Raw genomic sequence first — 23643 nt, 5'->3', positions numbered from 1 at the left:
CGGACTCCGCTACAACCCCGTCTCCTGCCGGTACGCCACCAGTTCCTGGATGGTGAGCAGGGGGAATCCATGCTCGCCGGCGAAGCGCTCGATGGCCGGACCGCGCATCATGGTGCCGTCGGCATTCATGAGCTCGCAGAGCACGCCGGCGGGCCGGAGGCCGGCCAGTCGCGCCAGGTCCACCGCGCCTTCGGTGTGGCCGCGCCGCCCCAGCACACCCCGCGGGTGGGCGCGCAGCGGGAAGACGTGGCCCGGCTTGGCCAGATCCTCCGGCCCGCTGGCCTCGTGGATGGCCGCGCGGATGGTGGCGAGGCGATCGCGGGCGGAGACGCCCGTGGTCACCCCTTCCCGCGCCTCGATGGAGACGGTGAAGGCGGTTCCATAGCGGCTCTGGTTGCTCTCCACCATGGGCGGCAGGCCCAGCCGGCGGACCTGTCGCTCCTCCAGGCAGAGGCAGACGATGCCGCTGCACTCCCGGATGAGCAGGGCCATGGCCGACTCGGTCAGCATTTCCGCGGCGAAAATCAGATCCGCTTCGTTCTCGCGGTCGTGATCGTCCAGCAGCACCACCGCGCGGCCTTCGCGCAGGGCCTGCAGGGCGGACTCCACCGCCGCGAAAGGGGTTGCATCCGGGGACCGCGGCTGCGCCGCGGCATGTGACATGGGGATCATGAAACGCTCCTTGCAGTCGACTGTTTGCGAGAAACGTTTCAGGGCACGCAGGACAAACGGGCGCAACGGCCCGTCCGGCAGCGGACGGGCCGCCACCGGGTTCAGCGTCTTCTTCCATCCGGACTGTAACCGTCGGCTCCGGCATCTCACCGGATCTGCTGGACCCCGCGTCATGGCTGACACGGGCGCTCGCGGGCTCGGCCGCGGATTGCGGCCCTACCGCCGGTGGGGACTTCCACCCCGCCCTGAAGACGTAGTCACCGCGCCCGGCGGGCACGGCCCGGAGATCCTACCACAGCGGGCGATGCGCCGGAAAAGCGGGGTCATCCGGCGCACTGGATCAGCCTCAAGTCCGGCAGGCTGCCAGAACCCCGGGGCCAACATCCGGTCAATCCTGTGAATCCTGTCTATTCAGACGCTCAACCCGCCGCGGCCAGGGCCTGGTCGAGATCCCTGATGATGTCGTCGATGTGCTCGATGCCGATGGACAGGCGCACCATGTCCTCGGTCACCCCGGCACGGGCCAGTTCCTCCGGATTGAGCTGGCGATGGGTGGTGGTGGCCGGGTGGCAGGCCAGCGACTTCGCGTCGCCGATGTTCACCAGCCGCACCACCAGGTTGAGGGCGTCGATGAAGTCCGCGCCCGCGTCGCGGCCGCCCTTGATGCCGAAATTGATGATGCTGGATGCCCGCCCGCCCATGTATTTCTGCACCAGGGCGTGGTCGGGATGCTCCGGCAGTCCGGCGTAGTTGACCCACGCCACCTTCGGGTGCTCCTGCAGGTAGCGGGCCACCGCCAGGCTGTTCTCGCAGATGCGGTCCATGCGCACGTGCAGGGTCTCGATCCCCTGCAGAATCAGGAAGCTGTTGAAGGGCGACATGGCCGCGCCCATGTTGCGCAACGGCACCACCCGGGCCCGGCCGATGAAGGCCGCGGGGCCGAGCGCCTCGGTGTAGACCACGCCGTGGTAGGAGACATCGGGCTCGTTCAGGCGCCGGAAGCGATCCTTGTGATCGGCCCAGGGGAAGTTGCCCGAGTCGACGATGATCCCGCCGATGGAGTTGCCGTGACCGCCCATGTACTTGGTGAGCGCATGCACCACGATGTCGGCGCCGTGCTCGAAGGGACGGCACAGGTAGGGCGAAGGCACCGTGTTGTCCACGATGAGCGGCACCCCGTGGGCATGGGCAATCTCGGCCAGGCGGCCGAAATCCACCACGTTGCCGGAGGGATTGCCGATGGACTCGCAGAAAACCGCCTTGGTTTTCCCGTCGATCAGCTTCTCGATGCCGGCATGGTCGCGGTAGTCGGCGAAGCGCGCCTCGATGCCCAGCTGCGGCAGGGTATGGGCGAAGAGGTTGTAGGTGCCGCCGTAGAGCTGGGAGGTGGTGACGATGTTGTCCCCGTTCTCGGCAATGGTGAGGATCGCGTCGGTGATGGCCGCCATGCCGGAGGCCAGCGCCAGCGCGCCCACGCCGCCCTCCATCGCCGCCACCCGCTTCTCCAGCACGTCCGAGGTGGGATTCATGATGCGGGTGTAGATGTTGCCGGGGACCTTCAGGTCGAACAGGTCCGCGCCGTGCTGGGTGCTGTCGAAGGCGTAGGACGTGGTCTGATAGAGAGGCACGGCCACGGCCTTGGTGGTAGGCTCTGGCGTATAGCCACCATGGACGGCGAGGGTCTCCAGCTTCATGACAGTCGGCTCCTCCGGATATTGTGCCCCCTGAAGCCGGCCGGGACCCGGCGCACAGCCGCGGGGATTGGATTGTTGTGATACCCAGGCAGCGGGGCTGCGGGTGCCTGAGCATAACCCCGCCCCGGAAGAGCTGTCTAATAAGGAAGACCTTATATTACTGCGAGTTGCGTCAAGGAGACACGACAGTCCGGTTGCGCCCCCGGATCAATTCTGATATAGAAGCGGGCTTGAATTTTACGATTGGCCGTCAGGAGAACCTGCCAGATGCCGGCACAAGCCAAGAAAGGTCAGAAGAAGTCCGCCCTGAGCGGCTTCATGGGATTCACGCCCTACAAGGAAAAGAAGGGCGAGGAGTACATGAACGACAAGCAGCTCGCCCATTTCCGGGCCATCCTCGAGTCCTGGCGTCGCGAGCTGATGGAGGAGGTGGATCGGACCGTCCACCACATGCAGGACGAAGCGGCGAACTTCCCGGATCCGAACGATCGCGCCACCCAGGAGGAGGAGTTCAGCCTGGAGCTGCGCACCCGTGACCGCGAGCGCAAGCTGCTGAAGAAGATCGACGAGACGCTGAAGCACATCGAGGACGGTGACTACGGTTTCTGCGAGTCCTGCGGCGTGGAGATCGGCATCCGCCGCCTGGAGGCCCGCCCCACCGCCACCCTGTGCATCGACTGCAAGACCCTGGCGGAGATGCGCGAAAAGCAGATGGCCGGCTGAATCCGCCCGACCTCACGGCCCCGCCCATGGCGGGGCCGCCGGGGCTGACGGCCCCACGCCCCACCCTCCGCCGTTACCGCTGCGGAAGCCACGTCCGCCACTTCACGAGGCAGTTGCTGTGAATGTGATCGACGCCATCAAGGGACGCGCCTCGGTGCGCGCCTATCTCGACCGCCCCGTACCCCGGGACACCGTGGAGGCGATACTCGAGGCCGCGCGCTGGGCACCCTCGGGGGTCAACATGCAGCCCTGGCAGGTGGCGGTGCTCGGCGGAGAGTCACTCCGCCGTCTCGGCGACGCCTTCATCGCCGCGCGTGAGCGGGGCGAGAAGGAACATCTCGACTACGGCTACTATCCCGGGCAGTGGAGCGAGCCCTACAGGTCGCGCCGCTTCGCCTGCGGCATGGCGCTCTACTCGGCGCTGGGGATCGAGCGCGGCGACAGTGTCCGCCGCAGGCAGGCCTGGTATCGCAACTACCGCTTCTTCGACGCGCCCGTCGGCCTGATGTTCTTCATCCGCCGCGATCTCGCCACCGGTTCCTGGCTGGACTACGGCATGTTCCTCCAGAACGTGATGCTGGCGGCACGGGAGTTCGGACTGGAGACCTGCCCCGAGGCCTCCATGGCGGAGTTCCCCGACCTGGTGCGGGAGCAGCTGCAGATGCCGCCCGAGTGGCTGGTGGTGTGCGGCATCGCCCTCGGCTACCCGGACCGGGAGCACCCGGTCAACGGCTACCGGACCACCCGCGAACCGGTGGAGGGCTTCACCCGCTGGTATGACTGATGCCGGCGTCCACCATGGCCGCTTCGCCCCCTCCCCCACCGGTCCGCTCCATTTCGGCTCGCTGGTGGCGGCGCTGGGCAGCTTCCTGCAGGCCCGAGCACGGGAGGGGACCTGGCGGGTGCGCATGGAGGATATCGATCCGCCCCGGGAGGTGGCCGGGGCGGCGGACGGCATCCTGCGCACCCTCGAGGCCTTCGGGCTGGCCTGGGACGGCGAGGTGCTCTACCAGAGCCGGCGCGGCGAGGCCTACCGGGCCGCACTCGCCGACCTGGAGCGGGACGGGATGCTCTACGCCTGCCGCTGCTCGCGGCGTGAGCTCGCCCCCTACGGCGGACGCTACCCGGGATTCTGCCGCGGCCGCCGGCCATCGCCCCGGGGCCGGCAGGCCTGGCGCGTGCTCACCGATGCGGAACCGATCCGGTTCACCGACGCCATCCAGGGACCATGCACCCAGTCGCTCGCCGAGACGGGCGATTTCATCCTGCTGCGGCGGGACGGCTACTTCGCCTACCAGCTGGCGGTGGTGATCGACGATGCCCACCAGGGCATCACCGAGGTGGTGCGGGGTTCGGACCTGCTCGACTCCACGGCACGCCAGATCCATCTCCAGCGCCTGCTGGGATTCGCGACTCCCGGCTATGTACACCTCCCGGTCGCGGTCAACGCCGCCGGAGACAAGCTGAGCAAGCAGACCCGGGCACGGGCGCTGGATCCTGCGCGCCCCCTGCCGGACCTGATCGCGGCGCTCGCGTTCCTGGGCCAGGAGCCCCCGGCGGAGCTCGCCGACGGCACCCCCGGGGAAGTCGTCGCCTGGGCGGTCCGGCACTGGCGCCTGGACCGGGTCCCCCGCCGCCTGACACAGCCGGCGGCGGACCGCCCGCGGGACACCGGCTCCAGGCAGCCCTGACGATCACCGGAGCGGATGCGGCATCCGCCGCTTACCGGCTCACCGCCGCCTGCATCGCCTCGTCCAGGTTCCCCGCCAGGATCTCCACCAGCCCGGCATCGATGCGGTCCGCGGCAGCCATGCCGCGCATGATGCGGATTACTTCCCCGGGCGCCAGGGCCGCGCGGTAGGGGCGATTCTGGCACAGGGCCTGGAACACGTCGGCGACGGCGATGATGCGCGCCTCGATACCGATTTCCTCCGCCTGGCGGCGGAAGGGATAGCCATTGCCGCTGAGAGATTCGTGGTGCATCCCGGCCCATTCGGCGATGGTCTGCAGGCCATCCACCCGGCTCAGGATCCGGTAGCTGTCGTAGCTGTGGCGCTCGATGATCGCCCGCTCCTCCTCGTCCAGCGGGCCGGGCTTCTCCAGGATGGCGTCCGGAACCCGCAGCTTCCCCACGTCGTGCAACAGGCCGCCCAGTTCCAGCTGGTCACACACGGCGGCCGGCAGCGCCGTGTATTCACCCAGCAGCCGGGCCAGCCGCGCCACCCCGAAGGAGTGCTCCACGGTGAACCGGCTCTTGGCGTCGACGATGTTGGAGAAGATCGCCGCGAGGTTGCGCAGCTCGGGGAAAGAGATCCAGCAATGGCGGGCCCGCTGACGCTGCCTCCCGAACAGGTGGTACACCCTGTTCGCGGCCAGATCGGGCCAGAATTCCGCCGCCTCGGAGGCCTCGAGGAAGGCATCCACCAGCCTGGGCGCGAAATAACTCCCTTCAAGACCGGTGATGCGGTCCCGGATCGCTTCCCGCTGGGCTTGCTCGCTGTGGCCGCCGAGCTGCCCGGTGAGCGCGTCCACCCGGTCGACGAGGAAGATGCAGTTGGCCAGCAGCGCGGCTTCCTCATCCAGCGGCGAATCACCCAGCGTCTCCCAATGGGCATGGTGGTGGCGCACCAGCGGGGCCAGGGAGCGGTAGGGCGAGAAGCCGTCGAGCAGCGCCGCCCCCCGGTCGCAGTGATCCTGGATCCGTGCGGTCTCCAGGTTCTGGACCAGCTCCACATGCTGAACCGTGGAGGAGACCCCGCAATCGTGCAGCATGGCGGCATTGAAGAGCCGGTCGAGCGAGTCCGCGTCGAGACCGGCCCGGCGCCCGCATACCAGCGCCATGTACGCCACCCGCCGGCCGTGTCCGACATCGTCCACGCCGACCAGATCGAGGGTTTCGGTGAGGGCCTCGGTGACCTGACCGAGATTGATGGGAAAGGTTTTTGTGCGCGTGTCCACGTTCACGATGCGGGGTGCTGGTGGAACATTGGGCCGCCCCCGCTCCCTGGCGGGACCCTGATTTGTAAAAAATTGTGAAACGGAAGCGCCTCCGGTTCCTTGCTCCAGATCACGAAACGGCAAGCTTTATGTGCCTTATGTCAATAAACGCCGCGGTAGAGGACTCGGCCCAGCTTCAGTGGGTGGCCGCCGGAGCGGTGCGCCACCTGGGCCAGGAACAGCTCGCCGGCGGCGACCGCATCGCTGAGGGCGTTGTGGGCGGGATAACGGGGCAGGTTGTAATACTGGCGCAGCGTGGCCAGGCGCAGGCCGCCGGTGCTGACCGCCTGCCCGCGCTGGTTGAGCCAGCGCTGCTCCAGCGCCAGGGTATCCACCACCGGCGCGATGAAGCCACAGCCGTAGATCCTGCGGCAGGCGGCATCCAGGAAACCCATCTCGATGCGAGCGTAATGGGCCAGCAGCACACGCCCGCACAGAGCCTCCAGCACCCGGGGCAGGACCGCCTCCAGGGCCTCTCCGGTGGCGGAGCGGTCATCGAAGATGCGGTGCACCACCGCGCTCTCCTCGGGAATGGCGCGGGTGGGCCGCACCAGGCAATGCGCGCTCTCCGACAGCATCACGCTGAGGTGCCGCAGCGGCACGTAGCCGACGCTCAGGATCTCGTCCTGCTCGAGGTCGAGGCCGGTCGCCTCCAGGTCGATGGCGAGGTACTCCGCCTCGTGGCAGAACAGCTCCCGGGAGGGAAAGGGGCGCGCCAGATAGTCGGCCAACGGCCCCGGCGGCGCCCGTTTCAGCAGCCGCTGCCGCTGGTAGTCCGCGCCCCGCAGCCAGTCGAGGAGCTTCATGCCCGTGTTCCCGCCGCTGGCATCAGAACCGGCCCACCTGGTAGCGCTGCCCCAGGGAGGACTGCAGGGTCCGCACCACGGCAAAGGCGTCCTTCAGATGGTTGCGGTCGAAATTGGAGAGCTCTTCCGGGGAGAGGAAGTTGTCCGCCTGCTTGCCCTGCTTCACCAGGCGGGCCTGGTGGCGCAGGCGGATGTAGCTGATGAATTCCAGCGCATCCACGAGATCCCGGGCCCCCTGGACGCTCACCTCGCCGCGGCCGGCCACCGCGTCCAGGCGCTCCTGGGTGTTCACCGCGTCGACACCGGCCGCCAGGGCATAGACCCGGGCCAGGTCGATGATGGGTACGACCCCGTTGTGCTTGAGGTCCAGGGTGTGGTCGTGCTCGCCGCCGCGGATGAGGACGAAGTTGCGGAAAAAACCCAGCGGTGGCTGGAACTGCAGGACGTTGGCCGCCATGTAGGCGAGGAATATCCGGTTCTTGCTGGAAAGGTCGAGGATGTGCCGCTGCAGCTCGGAAAACAGTGACTGGTCGCCGTGCAGCGCCCGCAGGTCGAAGAAGATGCTGGAGTGCATCAGCGCCTTCGGCTCCGGGCTCTGGATCCAACCGGCGAAATAGCGCTTCCAGGCGGCGAGCGGCTGCCGCCACTGGGGGTTCACCGCCATGATGTCACCGGGACAGTAGATGTAGCCGCAGGCATCGAGGCCGTCGTTGACGAACCGCGCCAGCCGCTCGAAGTAGGCGCCATGCGCCTCCGGATCGTAGTCGTCGGAGAGCAGCAGGCCGTTGTCCTGGTCGGAGTGGGCGGTCTGCTCCATGCGCGCCAGTGAGCCGGCCGCGAGCCAGGCATAGGGCACCGGCGGCGGACCCAGCTGCTCCTCGGCCAGCTGCAGGAGGCGTACGGTGATGGCCTCTCCCACCGAGGAGATGATGCGACCGGCGCTGTGGGCGGTGGCATCCGCCTCCACCAGGTTCAGCAGCACCCGCGGCAGCTGGCGACTGGCCTCGGCAAGCTGCTCCACGTTCTTCTGCTTGTAGATGTCGCCCACCACGTAGACCGGCGAGGCGGAGCGGCGCTGGATGAGGTCGGTGACCGTGATCATGCCCGACACCCGCTCGCCGTCCACCACCGGCAGATGACGGATGTTGTGCCGGACCATGGCCAGCAACGCCTCGTAGGCATAGTCGCGGGTGCGCACCGTGAGCGGGTCGGGCGTCATGATGACGCTCAGCGGACTGTCACAGTGGACCCGGGCGGCCACGCAGCGGCTGCGCATGTCGCGATCGGTGACGATCCCCACCAGCTTCCCGTCGTCCACCACCAGGATGGAGGAGACCCGGTCCTCGGTCATCTTCTGGGCCGCCGCGCAGATGGTCTCCGTGGAGGGCAGACTCACCGGCTCCCGGGAGATCATGTCGGAGATGGGGATGGTGGTGAGATTGTAGGCGGCGCCCTCCTCCTGGCCCGCGCTCTGGACATGGAGCGCTTCGCGCAGGCGCTGGGCTCCCACCGGGGCGAAGTAGTAGGCAAAGGCCTGGTTCTGCTCGCGGAGCTGGAAGAATTCATCCCCGGGCAGGAGATAGAGCAGGGTGTCCTCGATGGCCACCGCGCCGTTCGTGGTACGCCCATCGCGCAGCAGGGAGCGCGCGCCGAAGGTATCGCCCTCCCCCAGTCGCGACAGCAGGTGATCCTCGGGGTCGCGGATCTCCACCGCGCCCGAGCGAACCAGGTACATGTAGCGATTCTCGGAATCGGGCTCGAAAATCCGGGTCCCCCGGCGCATGTAACGCAGCTCTAGCTTCTTCGGCAGCGTCTCCAGGGTATCCCCGGACAGCTGGTCGAAGGGGTGGTGCGCGGCAAGGAAATCGCGTATCTCGATAAGCTCGATGTCCATCGTGCGGGGTCCCCTGTAATCGTGCGCGCCGGTTGTTGGTGTTATTCCGTGGTCGCGGTATCCGCCCGGCCGCCGGTGGCCGCTGCCGGTATCCATGCGGGCAGCTTACCGCCCCCATTCCGGGCGCGCCAGACAGCACCCGGAGCAAAAGCCGGCCGGGGTGTGAAAAGTCGTCAAAAAAAAACCCCGCACCTTGCGGTGCGGGGTTTTTCCCTCACTGCCCGTAAACGGGCGCTTGGGGCTTAGTGGGAGCTGGCCTGGCCGGCGCCCTTGGGGATGCGGATATCCTCCACCAGGTGCTGGATGTGATCCGGCGGGGGAGCGGTCACCTTGGACACGGCGATGGCCACCGCGAAGTTGATGAGCGCACCCACCGCGCCGAAGGACTCCGGCTGGATGCCGAGGAACCAGTTCTCCTTGGTGTTGGCCATCATCTCGGTACCCGGGATGAAGAACCAGCCCTTGAACCAGAAGATGTAGATCAGCGTGGAGAGCAGGCCGGAGAGCATGCCCAGCACCGCGCCGCTGTTGTTAATCTTCTTGTTGAAGATACCCATCATCAGGGCCGGGAAGATGGAGGATGCGGCCAGACCGAAGGCCAGCGCCACCACCTGGGCCGCGAAGCCGGGCGGATGGATACCGAGATAGCCGGCCACCAGGATGGCACCGGCCATGGCGATACGCCCCGCCATCAGCTCGTTCTTCTCCGAGATGTTGGGCATGAACACGCCTTTCAGCAGGTCATGGGAGATGGCCGAGGAGATGGCCAGCAACAGGCCCGCCGCGGTGGAGAGCGCCGCGGCGAGGCCGCCGGCCGCCACCAGGGCGATGACCCAGTTGGGCAGCTTGGCGATCTCGGGGTTCGCGAGCACCATGATGTCGCGATCCACCTTGGTCATCTCGTTGCCCTTCCAGCCGAACGACTCCGCCTTGGCGGCGAAATCGGGGTTCTTGTCGTTGTAGTACTGGATGCGACCGTCGCCGTTCTTGTCTTCAAAGGCCAGCAGGCCGGTCTTCTCCCAGTTGCGCATCCACTGGGGACGCTGTTCCGCCACCACGTTGCCCTCGGCCGAGCCCACCTCGCCGGTCTGCACGGTGTGGACGAAGTTCAGGATGGCCATGGCGCCCACCGCGGGAGCGGTGGTGTAGAGCAGGGCGATGAAGACCAGGGCCCAGCCGGCGGAGGCGCGGGCGTCACGGACCTTCGGCACGGTGAAGAAGCGGATAATCACGTGCGGCAGGCCCGCGGTGCCGATCATCAGCGACAGGGTGAGCAGGAAGATGTTCAGGGTCTCGCCCTTCTGCGCCGTGTACTGGTTGAAGCCCAGCTCCACCAGCACCTGGTCGAGCTTGTCCAGCAGGTGCACGCCGCTGCCATCGGCCATGGCGCTGCCCAGCCCCAGCTGCGGGATGGGGTTGTCGGTCAGGTTCAGGGAGATGAAGATGGCCGGCACGGTGTAGGCGAAGATGAGCACCACGTACTGGGCGATCTGGGTGTAGGTGATGCCCTTCATACCGCCGAGCACGGCGTAGATGAACACGATGGCCATGCCCACGTAGACGCCCATCTCGAAGGGCACCTCGAGGAAGCGGCCGAAGGCCACGCCCACGCCCTTCATCTGGCCGATCACGTAGGTGATGGAGGCCACGATGAGGCAGATGACCGCCACGATACGCGCGGTCTGGGAGTAGAACCGCTCGCCGATGAACTCCGGCACCGTGAACTTGCCGAACTTGCGCAGGTAGGGCGCCAGCAGCATGGCCAGCAGCACGTAGCCGCCGGTCCAGCCCATCAGGTAGACGGAGGCGTCGTAGCCCATGAAGGCGATGAGGCCGGCCATGGAGATGAAGGAGGCGGCCGACATCCAGTCCGCCCCGGTGGCCATGCCGTTGGCGATCGGGTTCACACCCTTGCCCGCCACGTAGAACTCGCCGGTGGTGGCTGCGCGCGCCCAGATGGCGATGCCGATGTAGAGCGCAAACGTAGCGCCGACGACAATATATGTAAGTGTCTGCAGATCCATTGGGTTCGCCCCCTATCAGTCTTCGTGGACGTCAAACTCGCGATCGAGTCTGTTCATTCGCCAGGCATAGAAGAAAATCAGCACCACGAAGGTGTAGATGGAGCCCTGCTGGGCGAACCAGAAGCCGAGCTTGTAGCCGCCCAGCGAAATCGCGTTGAGGGGTTCCACCAGAAGGATGCCGAAACCATAGGAAACGACGAACCAAATCACCAGACAGATCGTCATCAGTCTGAGATTGGCTTTCCAGTAGCCAATTGCATCGTGTGTAGGTGCACTCATGCGCGTCCTCTCTCGATTGCTCGGGTTAATTGTTATGGAGTTCTCGTGTGCCGGACCTGGATGGCGCCCCGGTTCCGGGCACCCCAACCTCAATTCAGCCGGGACCGGCGCACACATGCCCGGGCAATCATGACCCATGCTGCAGACGCTGTAAACCTGTTGACGTAAACGTTAACGTAAATTTTTTATTCGGAATATGGCCATATAATCAACTTATAAGAGCACCATCAACACTGATAACGCCGCTCACCTGATCGATCCCTGACCGGCCATTGATATACCGCATTTCAGGGCCGATAGGCTCAAATCGCCTTGATTGAGTCATAAATCCAACTTTCAACCACGAACGGCGCCCCTCCGGAGCGGCTTAGCCCACATCTTTTGTCCGCCCATCCGCCGCCATGCCGACGGTGCCGGATTCCGGAATGACGGGTCGTGGCCGCAGCGACCGGCTCGGGACGGCGATTGCAACCGCCAGGGGCCGCAGCCGCGGCGCATTCCCGCCACTGGCCCCGCCATGGCGGGTGCCGGACCGGCATGGGCGGAAGCGCCCATGATGAGATCTGCGTCACACAGCGACGCCCGCCACCTACTACAATAGGCACCAATGACACCACGCCATGGACAGGGAGTCCGAACCGATGAAGCTGCTGCTGCTGCTCCTGCCGCTGGGATATGGAATCCTGGAACTCTGGCTCCACGCCACCCGCCCCAACCCCTCCACCGAATCGTCGCCGCTTCCTGCGCGCCGGCCTGCACCGGAAGCCGGCCGGGAAGGAACCGTGTACGGCGAGCCGGGGCTCCCCGGCTATCGGCACCCGCCCAGCAAGCAACGGCTGCTCACCGACGTCCAGGCGCTGGCCGCCCGCATGTCGGCGGCGCCGGCGCCGATGCACGGGGTCCAGCGCACACGCCTGCGCTACCGCTTCAAGCTGCTGGCGGCATTGCGCGACGGCCGACCGGAGCGGTGGATGGAGTACGAGGGTGATTGAGCCGCCCGGGGACGGTTCGGCGGCATGGGCCGCATCCCGAAGCGGTGGGGCGGCACGGCTCCAGAACGCACAACGCCCGGCACAAGGCCGGGCGTTGGCTTGAATCTGGCGCTCCCTAGGGGACTCGAACCCCTGTCTACGCCGTGAGAGGGCGGTATCCTGGACCACTAGACGAAGGGAGCAATTACACTGTTTGCACCTGCACAAGTGCGGGTGCGGTGGTATTATACGCAGCTCCAATCACGATACAAGCCATTCGAACCCTTTGAGCTCCGTCGAACCCACAGAAAATCACGCTGCCCCGCGCATCGTCCCCAGGCCCGATCACACCATCTCCCGGGCCGGCATCAGCCCGAATGCGGTCAAGGTCCTGTATCGGCTCAAGAACGCCGGCTACGCGGCCTACCTGGTGGGCGGCGGTGTCCGTGATCTGCTCCTCGGCCGCGAACCGAAGGACTTCGACATCGCCACCGATGCGCTGCCCGACGAGGTGCGCGCCCAGTTCCGCAACTGCCGCCTGGTGGGGCGGCGCTTCCGGCTCGCCCTGGTCCATTTCGGCCGGGAGATCGTCGAGGTGGCCACCTTCCGCGCCATCACCGCCCCGGACACCGGCGGCGAGGGCGAAGGCGAGGACGTGGATACAGACACGGACACGGACACGGACACGGACACGGACACGGACACGGACACGGAGGACGATTTCTCCCTGGACGAGGCCGGACGCATCGTGCGCGACAACGTCTACGGCACGCTGGAAGAGGATGCCTGGCGGCGCGATTTCACCGTCAACGCCCTCTACTACAATATCGCCGACTTCTCGGTGGTGGATTACACCGGCGGCATGGAGGACCTGCGCGAGGGCATCCTGCGGCTCATCGGCGACCCCGACCGCCGCTACCGCGAGGATCCGGTGCGCATGCTGCGCGCCGTGCGCTTCGCCACCAAGCTGGGCTTCCGCATCCACCCCGAGAGCGAGGCCCCCCTGCTGGAGCTGGGAAGCCTGCTCGAGGACATCCCGCCGGCGCGCCTGTTCGAGGAGGTGCAGAAGCTCTTCTTCGGCGGCTACGGACTGCAGACCTTCGAGCTGCTGCGCCACTACGGCCTGTTCCGCTACCTGTTTCCCCAGACCGAGGCCAGCCTGTCGCGGGAGGAGGATCACTTCCCCCGCACCCTGCTCACCCATGCCCTGGACAATACCGACGAGCGGGTACGCGCCGGGAAGCCGGTGACCCCGGCGTTCCTGCTCGCCGCCCTGCTCTGGGATCCCGTGCACCAGGCCGCCGCGGCCCTGATGGAGGAAGGCGAGAACGAGATCGCCGCCCTGCAGCAGGCCGCCGACGCGGTGGTGGCGCAGCAGATTACCCGGGTCGCGATACCGAAGCGCATCGCCCTGCCCATGCGCGAGATCTGGCACCTGCAGCCACGTCTGACCCGTACCAGCGGCAACCGCCCCATGCGGCTGCTGACCCACCCCCGCTTCCGCGCCGCCTACGACTTCCTGCTGCTGCGCGCCGCCGCCAACCCGGAGCTGGCCGAGCTGGCCGAGTGGTGGACCCGGTTCCAGGAAACGGACGAGGAACAGCGCCCGAGCCTGGTGACGCCCGGCGGCAACGACAAGCGCCGCCGGCGCCGCCGCCGGCGCCCGCGCAAGCCGGACGCCCAATGAGCCCTGCGGGCCGCCCCGCCACCCCGGCGCCGGTGACCGCGTTCATCGGGCTGGGCAGCAACCTCGAGGATCCGCCGGGACAGTTGCGGGCAGCGCTCCGCGAACTGGAGGGCTTGCCGGAAACCCGGCTGACCGCGCACTCGCCGCTCTACCGCAGCGCCCCCGTGGGGCCGCCAGGGCAGCCGGACTACATCAACGCCGTCGCGGCCCTCGCCACCAGGCTCACGCCGGAGGCGCTGCTCGCCGGCCTGCAGGCCATCGAGGGGGCCCACGGCCGCCGCCGCGAGGGCGTGCGCTGGGGACCGAGAACCCTGGATCTGGACCTGCTGCTCTATGGCGAACAGGTGCTCTCCACACCCGCGCTCACCCTGCCCCATCCCCGCCTGACCGAGCGCGCCTTCGTCCTGCGTCCGCTGGCGGACATCGCCCCCGGCCTGCGCCTTCCCGACGGCAGCGCGGTCGAAGCCCACCTGCGCCGCTGCCCCCCGGGCGGCCTCGTCCGGCTGGAGGCATGAACATGGCGCCGCGCCACATCGTGGTGGAAGGCCCCATCGGCGTGGGCAAGACCAGCCTGGCGCGACGGCTGGCCGAGACCTTCGGCGCCGACCTGCTGCTGGAGGGGGCCGAGGAGAACCCCTTTCTCGAGCGCTTCTACCAGGATCCCCGCGCCGGCGCCCTGCCCACCCAGCTCTACTTCCTGTTCCAGCGCGCCCGGCAGATGTCCGAGTTGCGCCAGGGCGACCTGTTCCGGCCGCGGCTGGTGGCCGATTTCCTGATGGACAAGGACCGGCTGTTCGCCGGCCTGACCCTGGACAACGAGGAGTTCCGGCTTTACGAACAGGTCTATGAACGGCTCGCCGTGGAGACACCGCAACCGGACCTGGTGATCTACCTGCAGGCGCCGGTCGAGGTGCTCCTGTCCCGCATCAGCCGCCGTGGTCGCGGTTACGAGCGGGGCCTGGACGCCGCCTACCTGGGGCGGCTCACGGATGCCTACGCCCAGTTTTTTCATTACTATGAGGCGGCACCGCTGCTCATCGTCAATGCCGCGAGCATCAATCTCGTGGATCAGGATGACGACTATAATGAGCTGACCGCGCGCCTGCGGGAGATCCGCAGCGGACGCCACTACTTCAATCCAATGCCCTGTTTCCCATGAGCAAAATCACGCTGAAGACCCTGCAGGACAAGAAACAGGCCGGCGAGAAGATCGCCGTCCTCACCGCCTATGACGCCAGCTTCGCCGTCGCCGCGGACAGCGCCGGCGTGGAGGTCCTGCTGGTGGGCGACTCCCTCGGGATGGTGATGCAGGGCCGCGACAGCACCCTGCCGGTTACCCTGGAGGAGATGATCTACCACACCCGCTGCGTGCGCGCCGGCGCGAAGGAGGCCCTGGTGGTGGCCGATCTGCCGTTCATGACCTACCCCGACCCGGCCCACGCCCTGGAGAGCGCCGCCGCGCTGATGCGCGCCGGCGCCCACGCGGTGAAGCTCGAGGGCGGCGCCTGGCTCGCCGACACGGTACGCCGGCTGGCCCACAATGGCATCCCCGTCTGCGGTCACGTCGGCCTGCTGCCCCAGTCGGTCAACCTGGTGGGTGGCTACCGGGTCCAGGGCCGGAGCGCGGAACAGGCCCACGAGATGCTCAACAGCGCCTTTGCCCTGCAGCAGGCCGGCGCCCTGATGCTGGTGGTGGAATGCGTGCCGGCAACACTGGGCGAGGAGCTGTCACGGGCGCTGGACATCCCGGTCATCGGCATCGGCGCCGGTCCGGATACCGACGGGCAGGTCCTGGTTCTGCAGGACATGCTGGGCATCACGCCGGGGCGCGCGCCCAAGTTCTCCCGCAATTTCCTCGCCGGCAACCCGGAGGGCGTGCAGGGCGCCATCTCGGCCTATGTCGGAGCGGTGAAGGACGGCAGCTTCCCGGCGCCCGAACACTGCTTCTGAACCCATCCGTTATCCTTTATCCGCTTCCCTTCATCCGCGCCGCCATGCAGACCCACTCCACCATCACCGCACTGCGCAGCGCCCTCGCGCCCTGGCGCGAACCGGGCAAACGCATCGCCCTGGTGCCCACCATGGGCAACCTCCACGAGGGTCACCTGGCACTGGTGGACCGGGCCGCCCACTACGCCGACTGCGTGGTGGTGAGCATCTTCGTCAACCCCATCCAGTTCGGACCCGGCGAGGATTTTCTCAGCTACCCGCGGACCCTGGAGGAGGACAGCCTGAAGCTGGCCGAGGCCGGCGTCTGCCTGCTCTTCGCCCCTCCGGTCGAGGAGATGTACCCCGCCGGCGCCACCGGCCAGACCCAGGTGGAGGTGCCGGGGCTGTCCGATATCCTCTGCGGCGCAAGCCGCCCGGGCCATTTCCGCGGGGTGGCCACGGTGGTCTCCAAGCTGTTCAATATCGTCCAGCCCCACACGGCCGTCTTCGGCGAGAAGGACTTCCAGCAGCTGATGGTGATCCGGCGCATGGTGGCGGATCTCTGCATGCCGGTGGAGATCGTGGGCGCGCCCACCACCCGCGAACCCGACGGCCTGGCCATGAGCTCGCGCAACCGCTACCTCGATGCCGATGCCCGCGCCCGGGCACCGGCCCTCTACCGCACCCTGGGCGAGGTCGCGGAGCGGCTGCACGCGGGCCGGCGTGACTACGCCGTGCTGGAAGGCGAGGCCCTGCGGACACTGGAGAACGCAGGCTTCCGCCCCGACTATCTCAGCATCCGCCGCAGCGCCGATCTTCAGCCTCCCGCCGGCGGCGACGGAGCGCTGGTGATACTCGCCGCCGCCCACCTCGGCGGCGCACGCCTCATCGACAACCTGCAGGTGACGTTGCAGACAGCCTGAAATCGGCTACAATGTTGCGCCGCGGCAAAGACTTGCGCGACATTTGTCTGATTGGATGCCGCCCGGCGCCGTGAGCCCGGGAGCGCGGTACATGAGAAGGAGGGAACAAGACATGCAGTGCACCATGCTCAAGTGCAAGCTGCACCAGGCCCGGGTGACCCACTCGGAGCTGGAATACGAGGGTTCCTGCGCCATCGACGGGCAGCTGCTGGACCGCGCCGGTATCCGGGAGTACGAACAGATTCACATCTACAACCTCGCCAACGGCGAGCGGTTCACCACCTACGCCATCCGCGCCGAGGACGGCTCCGGCGTCATCTCGGTGAACGGTGCGGCCGCCCACAAGGCCAACCCGGGCGACCGGGTCATCATCTGCGCCTACGCCGTCCTGGACGCCGCCGAGCTGACGAGCCACAAGCCCTCGCTGGTCTACCTGGACGAGCGCAACCACATCAAGCGCACCGGCGACAGCATCCCCGTCCAGGCCGCCTGAAAAAACTGAAAAAACCTTTCACCACGAAGGCACGAAGGACACGAAGAAAGACGAATAAACCGCAGATTAACGTTGATTGACGTTGATTTTCATGGAGTTGAACGATAACAGGCGGGTCCGCGGAGGAATTGGCCGGCACTGCAATGACTCCACATTTCCCACGCGATGCGGTCAACCGCCCGCTCCGGCGGACACACCGAAGCCCCCACAGTCGCCGGACCCTCTTGTTTACAAATCAACGTAAATCTGCGGTTAACTTTATCTTTTTGCTTTTCTTCGTGCCCTTCGTGCCTTCGTGGTGAGACCTTTCTTTCTGCTTCCTTTCGCTGCGGCAGGTCACCCCCGCGCGGCGATGGCGCGCTCGTAGAGGGCGAGGTAGTCCTCGGCGCTGCGGGCCCAGCTGAAGTCCCGCGCCATGCCGGCCTGCACCAGCCGCTCCCAGATCCGCGGCTGGCGGTAGCACAGCAGCGCCCAGCGCAGGGTGACCGCCAGCGCCTGGGCGGTGGCCGGGGTGAAGACGAAGCCGGTGGCCTCTGCCCGCTCCAGCGCGGCCCGCTCCACCGGCACCACCGTATCCGCCAAGCCCCCCGCCCGGTGGACCACCGGCACGGTGCCATAGCGCTGGCTGTACATCTGGTTGAGCCCGCAGGGCTCGAACCGGGAGGGCATCAGGAACAGGTCCGCGCCGGCCTCGATCAGGTGGGCCAGCGACTCGTCGTAGCCGATCTCCACGCCGATGCGGTGCGGCGACTCCGCGGCCGCATCCAGCAGCCGCTGCTCCAGCTTCCGATCGCCGCTGCCGAGCACCACCAGCTGCAGCGCCTCGCCCTCCAGCGCCGGCAGCGCATCGAGGATGAGGTCCACCCCCTTCTGATCCACCAGCCGGCCGATGAAGCCCACCACGGGAACCTCGGCGTCCGCCGGCAGGCCGTAGCGCTGCTGCAGGGCATGCTTGTTCACCCGCTTGCCCCCCAGGTCCCCCGCGTCGTAGTTCTCGGCGATGAGGGGATCGGTGGCGGGATCCCACATCCCGGTATCGATGCCGTTGAGGATGCCGAGCAGGTTCTCCATGCGGCTGCCAAGCACGCCCTCGAGCCCCCAGCCGAACTCGGGGGTCAGAATCTCGCGGGCGTAGGTGGGGCTGACGGTGGTGATCCAGTCGCTGGCCAGCAGCCCACCCTTGAGGAAGGAGAAATCGCCGTAGAACTCGAGCCCCTCCATGGACCAGAGCGCCTCAGGCAGCTCCAGCCGGTCGAAATCGAGGCGGCTGAACAGCCCGCGGTAGGCGAGGTTGTGAATGGTGAACACCGTGGCCGGACGCTCGGGAAGGTCGGCCAGCAGCACCGGCACCAGGCCGCTCTGCCAGTCATGGCAATGCACCAGCTGCGGGCGCCAGCCCGCCACGAGCCCGTCGCTGAGCGCCACCGCGGCCCGCGCCAGGGTGGCGAAGCGCAAGGCGTTGTCGGGCCAGTCCACCCCCGCCCCGTCCCCGTAGGGTCCGCCCGCGCGATCGTAGAGCTCCGGGCAGTCCAGCAGCCATACCGGCACGCCGCTGCCGGGAATCTCCGTGGCCAGGATCCCGGCCGGCACCGTCAGGCCTGGCAGATCCAGTTCCGCCACCCGCTCCAGCGACCCCGCATGGGCCAGTACGCTCCGGTACGCCGGCAGCAGCAGCCGCACATCGGCGCCCGCGGCCTGCAGCGCCGGCGGGAGACTGCCGCTCACGTCGGCCAGCCCGCCGGTCTTGACGAACGGCACGGCCTCGCTGGTAACAAAGAGGATGCTGGGCATGAAAGGAGTCCTTGGGTGTACTGATCCGTTGGCAGAGATGTACGCTTCGACACCTGGCGGCATGCCCCTGGAGCAGCGGGCGCGCCTGGCCGGCCATCTCCCCCGCGGCTCTGAATGGGCCGTCCCGGTGTTGAGGAGGCTTCGTGGGTGAATCTCCCACCCCGTACCCGGAGTGTCAAGATGACCGGTCTATACTGTTCCTCTGGCGCGCGGATCCCCGTGCACTGCGTCGCAATACCGCACTCGGCGCGGCATCCCGCGGCGACCGGGAAGGGGCAGGCGGGGCACCCCGGATTCGAAGCATGCCGTGGGGAACACCTCCGGCCCGGGCGGGTCGGACACCAATAACAGCGCAACCGGAGCAACCGACATGCGGATGGCACTCGTGGGACTGGGCAAGATGGGCGGCAACATGGCCCGCCGGCTGCGCCGGGGCGGTATCGAAGTGGTGGGCTACAACCGCACGCCCGCGATCACCGCCGCCCTGGCCGAGGAGATCGGGCTCCTCCCGGCAGCCTCACTGGCCGAGGCGGTGGCGGCCCTGCAGCCCCCGCGGGTGGTCTGGCTGATGATTCCCGCGGGCGAGGCGACCGAGCAGACCCTGCAGGACCTGCTCGCCCTGCTGGAGGCCGGCGACGTGGTGGTGGACGGCGGCAACGCCAACTACCACGACACCCTGCGCCGCGCCGCCCTCCTGCGCGGCCACGATCTCGAGTTCGTCGATGCCGGCACCTCCGGCGGCGTCTGGGGTCTGGAGAACGGCTACTGCCTGATGGTGGGCGGGACCCCCGCGGCGGTGGACCAGGTGAAGCCGGCGCTGCGGGTACTGGCCCCGGCCCCCGACCGCGGCTGGGCCCATGTCGGCCCCGTGGGCGCCGGTCACTTCACCAAGATGGTCCACAACGGCATCGAGTACGGCATGATGCAGGCCCTGGCCGAGGGACTGGCGCTGCTGGACAACAAGTCCGAGTTCGGCCTCGACCTGGCCCAGGTGACCGAGCTCTGGCGCCACAGCTCGGTGGTGCGGAGCTGGCTGCTGGACCTGACCGCGGGCGCCCTGGCGCAGGATACCGGCCTGCAGTCCATCGCCCCGGTGGTCTCCGACTCCGGCGAAGGGCGCTGGACCGCCATCGAGGCCATCGAACAGGGCGTCCCGGCGCCGGTCATGACCCTGGCGCTGCACAGCCGCTTTGCCAGCCAGGGCGGCGCCGACTACGCCAACCGCCTGCTCGCGGTCATGCGCAACGCCTTCGGCGGCCACACCGTACAGAAGACGGACGACGCGGCCCGATAGGGGGCGTGTAGACTGTTGTTATCCGCAGATTACGCCGATTGCGCAGACTGGATTGCGGATACAGGAAATCTGAGAGGAATGCCCGACAATCCCCCGGCGCCCACACACAGCAGACAATGACGGCCTGGCCGGACAACGGACAGGCATGAACGATTGTCGGTCCCGAACCACCGGAATATCGGTGTAATCTGCGTAATCTGCGGACAATAAACCATGGAACCCTGCACGTTCGTAATCTTCGGCGCCACCGGCAACCTGGCGCGCAACAAGCTGCTGCCGGCGCTCTACCACCTGGAGCAGGCCGGACGGCTGCCGGGCGGGACGGCGCTGGTGGGCGTGGGGCGGCGCGAGTGGAGCGATGAACAGTGGCGCGAGGAGGTGACCGCGGGACTGCGGGAGCGGCTGCGCGGGGAGCCCGACCCCGTGGCCCTGGAGGCGCTGCTGCGCCGGGTGCGCTTTTTCCGCGGCGATCTCGACCAGCCCGACACCTTCACCCGCCTGCGCGAAACCCTTGAGCATGACCCGGACCTGCCCCGCAACGTGGTCTTCTACATGGCCATCCGGCCGGCGGACTTCGCCCCGGTGAGCCACGCCCTGGGGACCGCGGGCCTGTCCCGGGACGGGGAGGGCTGGCGCCGGTTGGTGGTGGAAAAGCCCTTCGGCTACGACCTGGAGAGCGCCCAGTCACTGGAGCGCCACCTGCACCGGGATTTCGACGAGGAGCAGATCTACCGCATCGACCACTACCTCGGCAAGGGCACGGTGCAGAACATCCTGGTGTTCCGCTTCGCCAACCTGATGCTCGAGCCGCTCTGGAACCGCAACTACATCGACCACGTCCAGATCACCCACTCGGAGAGCGTGGGAGTGGGCGGCCGCGCCGACTACTACGACGGCGCCGGCGCCCTGCGCGACATGATTCAGAGCCACCTGCTGCAGATGCTGACCCTGGTGGCCATGGAGCCGCCGGCGTGCCTCGATGCCGAGAGCCTGCGCGACGAGAAGGTGAAGGTGCTGAAGTCGATCCGCCCCATCGCCCCGGGCGCGGTCCATGCACAGGCCTTCCGCGCCCAGTACGCCGCCGGCCAGCTGAACGGGGACCGGCTGCCCGGCTACCTGGAGGAGGAGAGCGTGCCGGCGGGCAGCACCACCGAGACCTTCGCCGCGCTGAAGCTCTACATCGACAACTGGCGCTGGCGCAACGTCCCCTTCTTCCTGCGCACCGGCAAGCGCATGGCCCGCGACAGCTCGGTGGTCTCCATCCGCTTCAAGCACCCGCCCCAGCAGCTGTTCCGGGAGACGCCCATCGACCGGCTCAAGCCCAACTGGATCCTGATGTCCATCCAGCCCCACGAGTGCCTGCGCATGGAGTTGCAGGTCAAGGAACCGGGGCTGGAACTGCGCACCCATACCACCACCCTCGACGCCAGCTACTGCCAGGCGGGCAGCGCCGACCTGGACGCCTACGAGGCGCTGCTGCTGGACGTGATCGAGGGCGACCGCTCGCTGTTCCTGCGCTACGACGAGGTGCGCTGGGCCTGGAACGTGGTGGATCCCGTGCTCAAGGTCTGGTCGGTGGAGCGGGACTACATCCACACCTACCCCTCCGGATCCTGGGGGCCGCCGGAAGCCAACCGACTGTTCGATCGCGACGACCAGTACTGGCGCAGCACCATCGAGCCGGACGAGTGAGTACGGCGCGAGCCACCGCCCGGGGACGGCCCATGAACGGGGCTGTCGTGATGGGCACCGGGTAATGGGGCATAATCACCATCAACCATCACCCATCACCCATAACACGTTGCCCAAGACCGATGCCCAGCTACCGACCGACTGAAACCCCCGCCTGGAAAGCCCTCGAAGCACACTGCACCGCCATCCGCCACACCCATCTGCGGGAGCTCTTCGAGCAGGATCCCGGCCGCGCCGGACGCTTCTCCCTGGAGGCGGCGGGAATCTTCCTCGACTACTCCAAGAACCGCATCGACGCCACCACCCTGGGCCTGCTGCTCGAGTTGGCCCGGACCGCGGACGTGGGCGGCTGGATCGGGCGCATGTTCAGCGGCGAGGCCATCAACCTCACCGAGGGGCGCGCGGTGCTGCATACCGCGCTGCGCAACCGCTCCAACACCCCGGTGCGGGTGGACGGCGAGGACGTGATGCCGGCGGTGAACGCGGTGCTGGCGCAGATGCACGAGTTCTCCAAGTCGGTGCGCTCCCACACCTGGCGCGGCCACACCGGCCGCCCCATCACCGACGTGGTCAACATCGGCATCGGCGGCTCCCACCTGGGCCCGGAGATGGCGACCCGGGCGCTCGCGCCCTACACCCGCGACGACCTGCGGTTGCACTTCGTCTCCAACGTGGACGGCGCCGACATCGGCGCGGTGCTCCGGCGCCTGGACGCCGAGACCACGCTGTTCATCGTCGCCTCCAAGACCTTCACCACCCAGGAGACCCTCACCAACGCCCACACCGCGCGGGACTGGCTGGTTCAGCGCCTGGGCAGCGAGGCGGCGGTGGCGCGCCACTTCGTGGCGGTGTCCACCAATGCCGGGGAGGTGGCCGCCTTCGGCATCGACACCCGCAACATGTTCGGGTTCTGGGACTGGGTGGGGGGGCGCTATTCGCTGTGGTCGGCCATCGGCCTGCCCATCGCCGTGGCGGTGGGCATGGAGAACTTCGAGCGCCTGCTCGACGGCGCCCACGCCATGGACCGCCACTTCCGCGACTCGCCCCCGGCGGCGAACATGCCGGTGATCCTGGCCCTGCTCGGGATCTGGTACCGCAACTTCCTCGGCGCGGCCAGCCACGCCGTGCTGCCCTACGACCAGTCCCTGCAGCGCCTGCCCGCCTATCTGCAGCAGGCGGACATGGAGAGCAACGGCAAGGGCGTGACCCGCGCCGGCGAGCCCGTGGCCTGGGACACCGGGCCGGTGCTCTGGGGCGAACCCGGCACCAACGGCCAGCACGCCTTCTACCAGCTCATCCACCAGGGTACCCAGCTGGTGCCGGTGGACTTCATCGCTCCCGTCGAGAGCCACCATCCGGTGGGGGACCACCACCGCATCCTGCTGGCCAACTGCCTGGCCCAGGGCGAGGCGCTGATGCGCGGCAAGACCGCGGCCGAGGTGCGTGCGGAACTTTCAGCCGGCGGCCTGTCGGGCGCGGCGCTGGAGAGCGCCGTGCCGCACCGGGTGTTCCCCGGCAACCGGCCCAGCAACACGCTGCTGGTGGACCGCCTCACCCCGGAGCGCCTCGGCGCCCTGATCGCCCTCTACGAACACAAGATCTTCGTCCAGGGCGTGATCTGGAACGTCAACTCCTTCGATCAGTGGGGGGTGGAGCTCGGCAAGCAGCTGGCCCGGGCCATCCTGCCGGAGCTCGAGCCGGGCGCAGCCGTGGGCGGCCACGACAGTTCCACCGCCGCCCTCATCCGCCGCTGCCGCGGCGGAAATTGACGGAT

Annotated in this window: 21 protein-coding genes, 1 tRNA gene and 1 riboswitch; of the genes, 13 read left to right on the top strand and 9 right to left on the bottom strand. The window is 67.7% G+C overall.

The window, feature by feature from the left end:
• Positions 1-9: 9 nt before the first annotated feature.
• Positions 10-672, bottom strand: a complete 663-nt coding sequence (ribB, locus tag DFQ59_RS04400) for a 3,4-dihydroxy-2-butanone-4-phosphate synthase (RefSeq protein ID WP_114278509.1) — start codon at positions 670-672, stop codon at positions 10-12.
• Between the two features lie 102 nt (positions 673-774).
• Positions 775-929, bottom strand: a riboswitch (FMN riboswitch).
• Between the two features lie 162 nt (positions 930-1091).
• Positions 1092-2366 carry a bifunctional O-acetylhomoserine aminocarboxypropyltransferase/cysteine synthase gene (locus tag DFQ59_RS04395; protein ID WP_114278414.1) on the bottom strand — a complete coding sequence of 425 codons (1275 nt, stop codon included), beginning with the start codon at positions 2364-2366 and terminating at the stop codon, positions 1092-1094.
• Positions 2367-2633: 267 nt separating this feature from the next.
• Between DFQ59_RS04395 and dksA the strand changes: the two genes are divergently transcribed.
• The 3 genes from dksA (at position 2634) to gluQRS (ending at position 4780) form a co-directional block, all read left to right on the top strand.
• Positions 2634-3089 carry an RNA polymerase-binding protein DksA gene (gene dksA / locus DFQ59_RS04390; protein ID WP_114278413.1) on the top strand — a complete coding sequence of 152 codons (456 nt, stop codon included), beginning with the start codon at positions 2634-2636 and terminating at the stop codon, positions 3087-3089.
• 118 nt (positions 3090-3207) lie between these two features.
• Positions 3208-3873: a nitroreductase gene (locus DFQ59_RS04385; protein WP_114278412.1), complete on the top strand. Its 666-nt coding sequence runs from the start codon at positions 3208-3210 to the stop codon at positions 3871-3873.
• Positions 3866-4780: a tRNA glutamyl-Q(34) synthetase GluQRS gene (gene gluQRS, locus DFQ59_RS04380; protein ID WP_114278411.1), complete on the top strand. Its 915-nt coding sequence runs from the start codon at positions 3866-3868 to the stop codon at positions 4778-4780. The genes DFQ59_RS04385 and gluQRS overlap by 8 nt, the downstream gene beginning before the upstream one ends.
• 31 nt (positions 4781-4811) lie before the next feature.
• Here gluQRS and DFQ59_RS04375 read toward each other — a convergent pair whose 3' ends face one another.
• From DFQ59_RS04375 to DFQ59_RS04355, 5 genes are all read right to left on the bottom strand, one after another.
• Positions 4812-6053: an HD-GYP domain-containing protein gene (locus DFQ59_RS04375; protein WP_114278410.1), complete on the bottom strand. Its 1242-nt coding sequence runs from the start codon at positions 6051-6053 to the stop codon at positions 4812-4814.
• A gap of 134 nt (positions 6054-6187) precedes the next feature.
• Positions 6188-6892, bottom strand: coding sequence for an exonuclease domain-containing protein (locus DFQ59_RS04370; protein ID WP_114278409.1), 705 nt, complete (start codon positions 6890-6892; stop codon positions 6188-6190).
• Between the two features lie 22 nt (positions 6893-6914).
• Positions 6915-8786 carry a putative nucleotidyltransferase substrate binding domain-containing protein gene (locus DFQ59_RS04365; protein ID WP_114278408.1) on the bottom strand — a complete coding sequence of 624 codons (1872 nt, stop codon included), beginning with the start codon at positions 8784-8786 and terminating at the stop codon, positions 6915-6917.
• A gap of 242 nt (positions 8787-9028) precedes the next feature.
• Positions 9029-10810, bottom strand: coding sequence for a sodium:solute symporter family protein (locus DFQ59_RS04360; protein ID WP_114278407.1), 1782 nt, complete (start codon positions 10808-10810; stop codon positions 9029-9031).
• Between the two features lie 15 nt (positions 10811-10825).
• A complete protein-coding gene (locus tag DFQ59_RS04355; RefSeq protein WP_114278406.1) occupies positions 10826-11089 on the bottom strand; it encodes a DUF4212 domain-containing protein in 264 nt (87 codons plus the stop codon).
• A gap of 641 nt (positions 11090-11730) precedes the next feature.
• On the opposite strand from DFQ59_RS04355, the gene DFQ59_RS04350 reads away from it, so the two are divergent.
• Positions 11731-12081 carry a hypothetical protein gene (locus tag DFQ59_RS04350; protein ID WP_114278405.1) on the top strand — a complete coding sequence of 117 codons (351 nt, stop codon included), beginning with the start codon at positions 11731-11733 and terminating at the stop codon, positions 12079-12081.
• 106 nt (positions 12082-12187) lie between these two features.
• Here the strand turns inward: DFQ59_RS04350 and DFQ59_RS04345 are convergent.
• Positions 12188-12263: transfer RNA gene (locus DFQ59_RS04345), tRNA-Glu, on the bottom strand.
• 83 nt (positions 12264-12346) lie between these two features.
• Here DFQ59_RS04345 and pcnB point away from each other — a divergent pair.
• From pcnB to panD, 6 genes are all read left to right on the top strand, one after another.
• On the top strand, positions 12347-13747 hold the full coding sequence (pcnB, locus tag DFQ59_RS04340; protein WP_114278404.1) for a polynucleotide adenylyltransferase PcnB: 1401 nt from the start codon (positions 12347-12349) through the stop codon (positions 13745-13747).
• On the top strand, positions 13744-14262 hold the full coding sequence (folK, locus tag DFQ59_RS04335; protein WP_114278403.1) for a 2-amino-4-hydroxy-6-hydroxymethyldihydropteridine diphosphokinase: 519 nt from the start codon (positions 13744-13746) through the stop codon (positions 14260-14262). Before pcnB ends, folK begins: the two co-directional genes overlap by 4 nt.
• 2 nt (positions 14263-14264) lie before the next feature.
• A complete protein-coding gene (locus tag DFQ59_RS04330; protein WP_425450993.1) occupies positions 14265-14906 on the top strand; it encodes a deoxynucleoside kinase in 642 nt (213 codons plus the stop codon).
• Positions 14903-15697, top strand: coding sequence for a 3-methyl-2-oxobutanoate hydroxymethyltransferase (gene panB / locus DFQ59_RS04325; protein WP_114278401.1), 795 nt, complete (start codon positions 14903-14905; stop codon positions 15695-15697). Before DFQ59_RS04330 ends, panB begins: the two co-directional genes overlap by 4 nt.
• Positions 15698-15741: 44 nt before the next feature.
• Complete coding sequence (panC, locus tag DFQ59_RS04320) at positions 15742-16599, top strand: pantoate--beta-alanine ligase (protein ID WP_114278400.1); 858 nt, start codon at positions 15742-15744, stop codon at positions 16597-16599.
• Positions 16600-16711: 112 nt separating this feature from the next.
• Positions 16712-17092 (top strand): aspartate 1-decarboxylase, encoded by a 381-nt coding sequence (gene panD / locus DFQ59_RS04315; RefSeq protein WP_114278399.1) that lies wholly within the window; start codon positions 16712-16714, stop codon positions 17090-17092.
• Between the two features lie 336 nt (positions 17093-17428).
• On the opposite strand, the gene glgA is transcribed toward panD, so the two are convergent.
• The gene (gene glgA, locus DFQ59_RS04310; RefSeq protein ID WP_114278398.1) at positions 17429-18883 is read right to left on the bottom strand and encodes a glycogen synthase GlgA; all 1455 of its coding nucleotides are present in this window, start codon (positions 18881-18883) and stop codon (positions 17429-17431) included.
• 307 nt (positions 18884-19190) lie between these two features.
• On the opposite strand from glgA, the gene gnd reads away from it, so the two are divergent.
• The 3 genes from gnd (at position 19191) to pgi (ending at position 23638) form a co-directional block, all read left to right on the top strand.
• Complete coding sequence (gnd, locus tag DFQ59_RS04305; RefSeq protein WP_281268231.1) at positions 19191-20177, top strand: phosphogluconate dehydrogenase (NAD(+)-dependent, decarboxylating); 987 nt, start codon at positions 19191-19193, stop codon at positions 20175-20177.
• Between the two features lie 213 nt (positions 20178-20390).
• Complete coding sequence (zwf, locus tag DFQ59_RS04300) at positions 20391-21869, top strand: glucose-6-phosphate dehydrogenase (protein ID WP_114278396.1); 1479 nt, start codon at positions 20391-20393, stop codon at positions 21867-21869.
• 122 nt (positions 21870-21991) lie between these two features.
• Positions 21992-23638: a glucose-6-phosphate isomerase gene (gene pgi / locus DFQ59_RS04295; protein ID WP_114278395.1), complete on the top strand. Its 1647-nt coding sequence runs from the start codon at positions 21992-21994 to the stop codon at positions 23636-23638.
• The last annotated feature ends 5 nt before the right edge of the window (positions 23639-23643 follow it).

It is taken from the genome of Thioalbus denitrificans, from assembly GCF_003337735.1.
In the GTDB taxonomy this organism is placed as follows: Bacteria; Pseudomonadota; Gammaproteobacteria; order DSM-26407; family DSM-26407; genus Thioalbus; species Thioalbus denitrificans.
The sequence above is the reverse complement of the archived record's forward strand: the minus strand, read 5'-3'. Positions and strand labels throughout refer to the sequence as shown.

What these genes read in the sequence shown, in the direction of transcription:
- ribB (WP_114278509.1), bottom strand. Translation starts at nt 672, where the DNA reads ATGATCCCCATGTCACATGCCGCGGCGCAGCCGCGGTCCCCGGATGCA.
- dksA (WP_114278413.1), top strand. Translation starts at nt 2,634, where the DNA reads ATGCCGGCACAAGCCAAGAAAGGTCAGAAGAAGTCCGCCCTGAGCGGC.
- pgi (WP_114278395.1), top strand. Translation starts at nt 21,992, where the DNA reads ATGCCCAGCTACCGACCGACTGAAACCCCCGCCTGGAAAGCCCTCGAA.
- panC (WP_114278400.1), top strand. Translation starts at nt 15,742, where the DNA reads ATGCAGACCCACTCCACCATCACCGCACTGCGCAGCGCCCTCGCGCCC.
- DFQ59_RS04355 (WP_114278406.1), bottom strand. Translation starts at nt 11,089, where the DNA reads ATGAGTGCACCTACACACGATGCAATTGGCTACTGGAAAGCCAATCTC.
- DFQ59_RS04395 (WP_114278414.1), bottom strand. Translation starts at nt 2,366, where the DNA reads ATGAAGCTGGAGACCCTCGCCGTCCATGGTGGCTATACGCCAGAGCCT.
- panD (WP_114278399.1), top strand. Translation starts at nt 16,712, where the DNA reads ATGCAGTGCACCATGCTCAAGTGCAAGCTGCACCAGGCCCGGGTGACC.
- glgA (WP_114278398.1), bottom strand. Translation starts at nt 18,883, where the DNA reads ATGCCCAGCATCCTCTTTGTTACCAGCGAGGCCGTGCCGTTCGTCAAG.
- DFQ59_RS04365 (WP_114278408.1), bottom strand. Translation starts at nt 8,786, where the DNA reads ATGGACATCGAGCTTATCGAGATACGCGATTTCCTTGCCGCGCACCAC.
- gluQRS (WP_114278411.1), top strand. Translation starts at nt 3,866, where the DNA reads ATGACTGATGCCGGCGTCCACCATGGCCGCTTCGCCCCCTCCCCCACC.
- zwf (WP_114278396.1), top strand. Translation starts at nt 20,391, where the DNA reads ATGGAACCCTGCACGTTCGTAATCTTCGGCGCCACCGGCAACCTGGCG.
- DFQ59_RS04350 (WP_114278405.1), top strand. Translation starts at nt 11,731, where the DNA reads ATGAAGCTGCTGCTGCTGCTCCTGCCGCTGGGATATGGAATCCTGGAA.
- DFQ59_RS04360 (WP_114278407.1), bottom strand. Translation starts at nt 10,810, where the DNA reads ATGGATCTGCAGACACTTACATATATTGTCGTCGGCGCTACGTTTGCG.
- DFQ59_RS04330 (WP_425450993.1), top strand. Translation starts at nt 14,265, where the DNA reads ATGGCGCCGCGCCACATCGTGGTGGAAGGCCCCATCGGCGTGGGCAAG.
- panB (WP_114278401.1), top strand. Translation starts at nt 14,903, where the DNA reads ATGAGCAAAATCACGCTGAAGACCCTGCAGGACAAGAAACAGGCCGGC.
- DFQ59_RS04370 (WP_114278409.1), bottom strand. Translation starts at nt 6,892, where the DNA reads ATGAAGCTCCTCGACTGGCTGCGGGGCGCGGACTACCAGCGGCAGCGG.
- folK (WP_114278403.1), top strand. Translation starts at nt 13,744, where the DNA reads ATGAGCCCTGCGGGCCGCCCCGCCACCCCGGCGCCGGTGACCGCGTTC.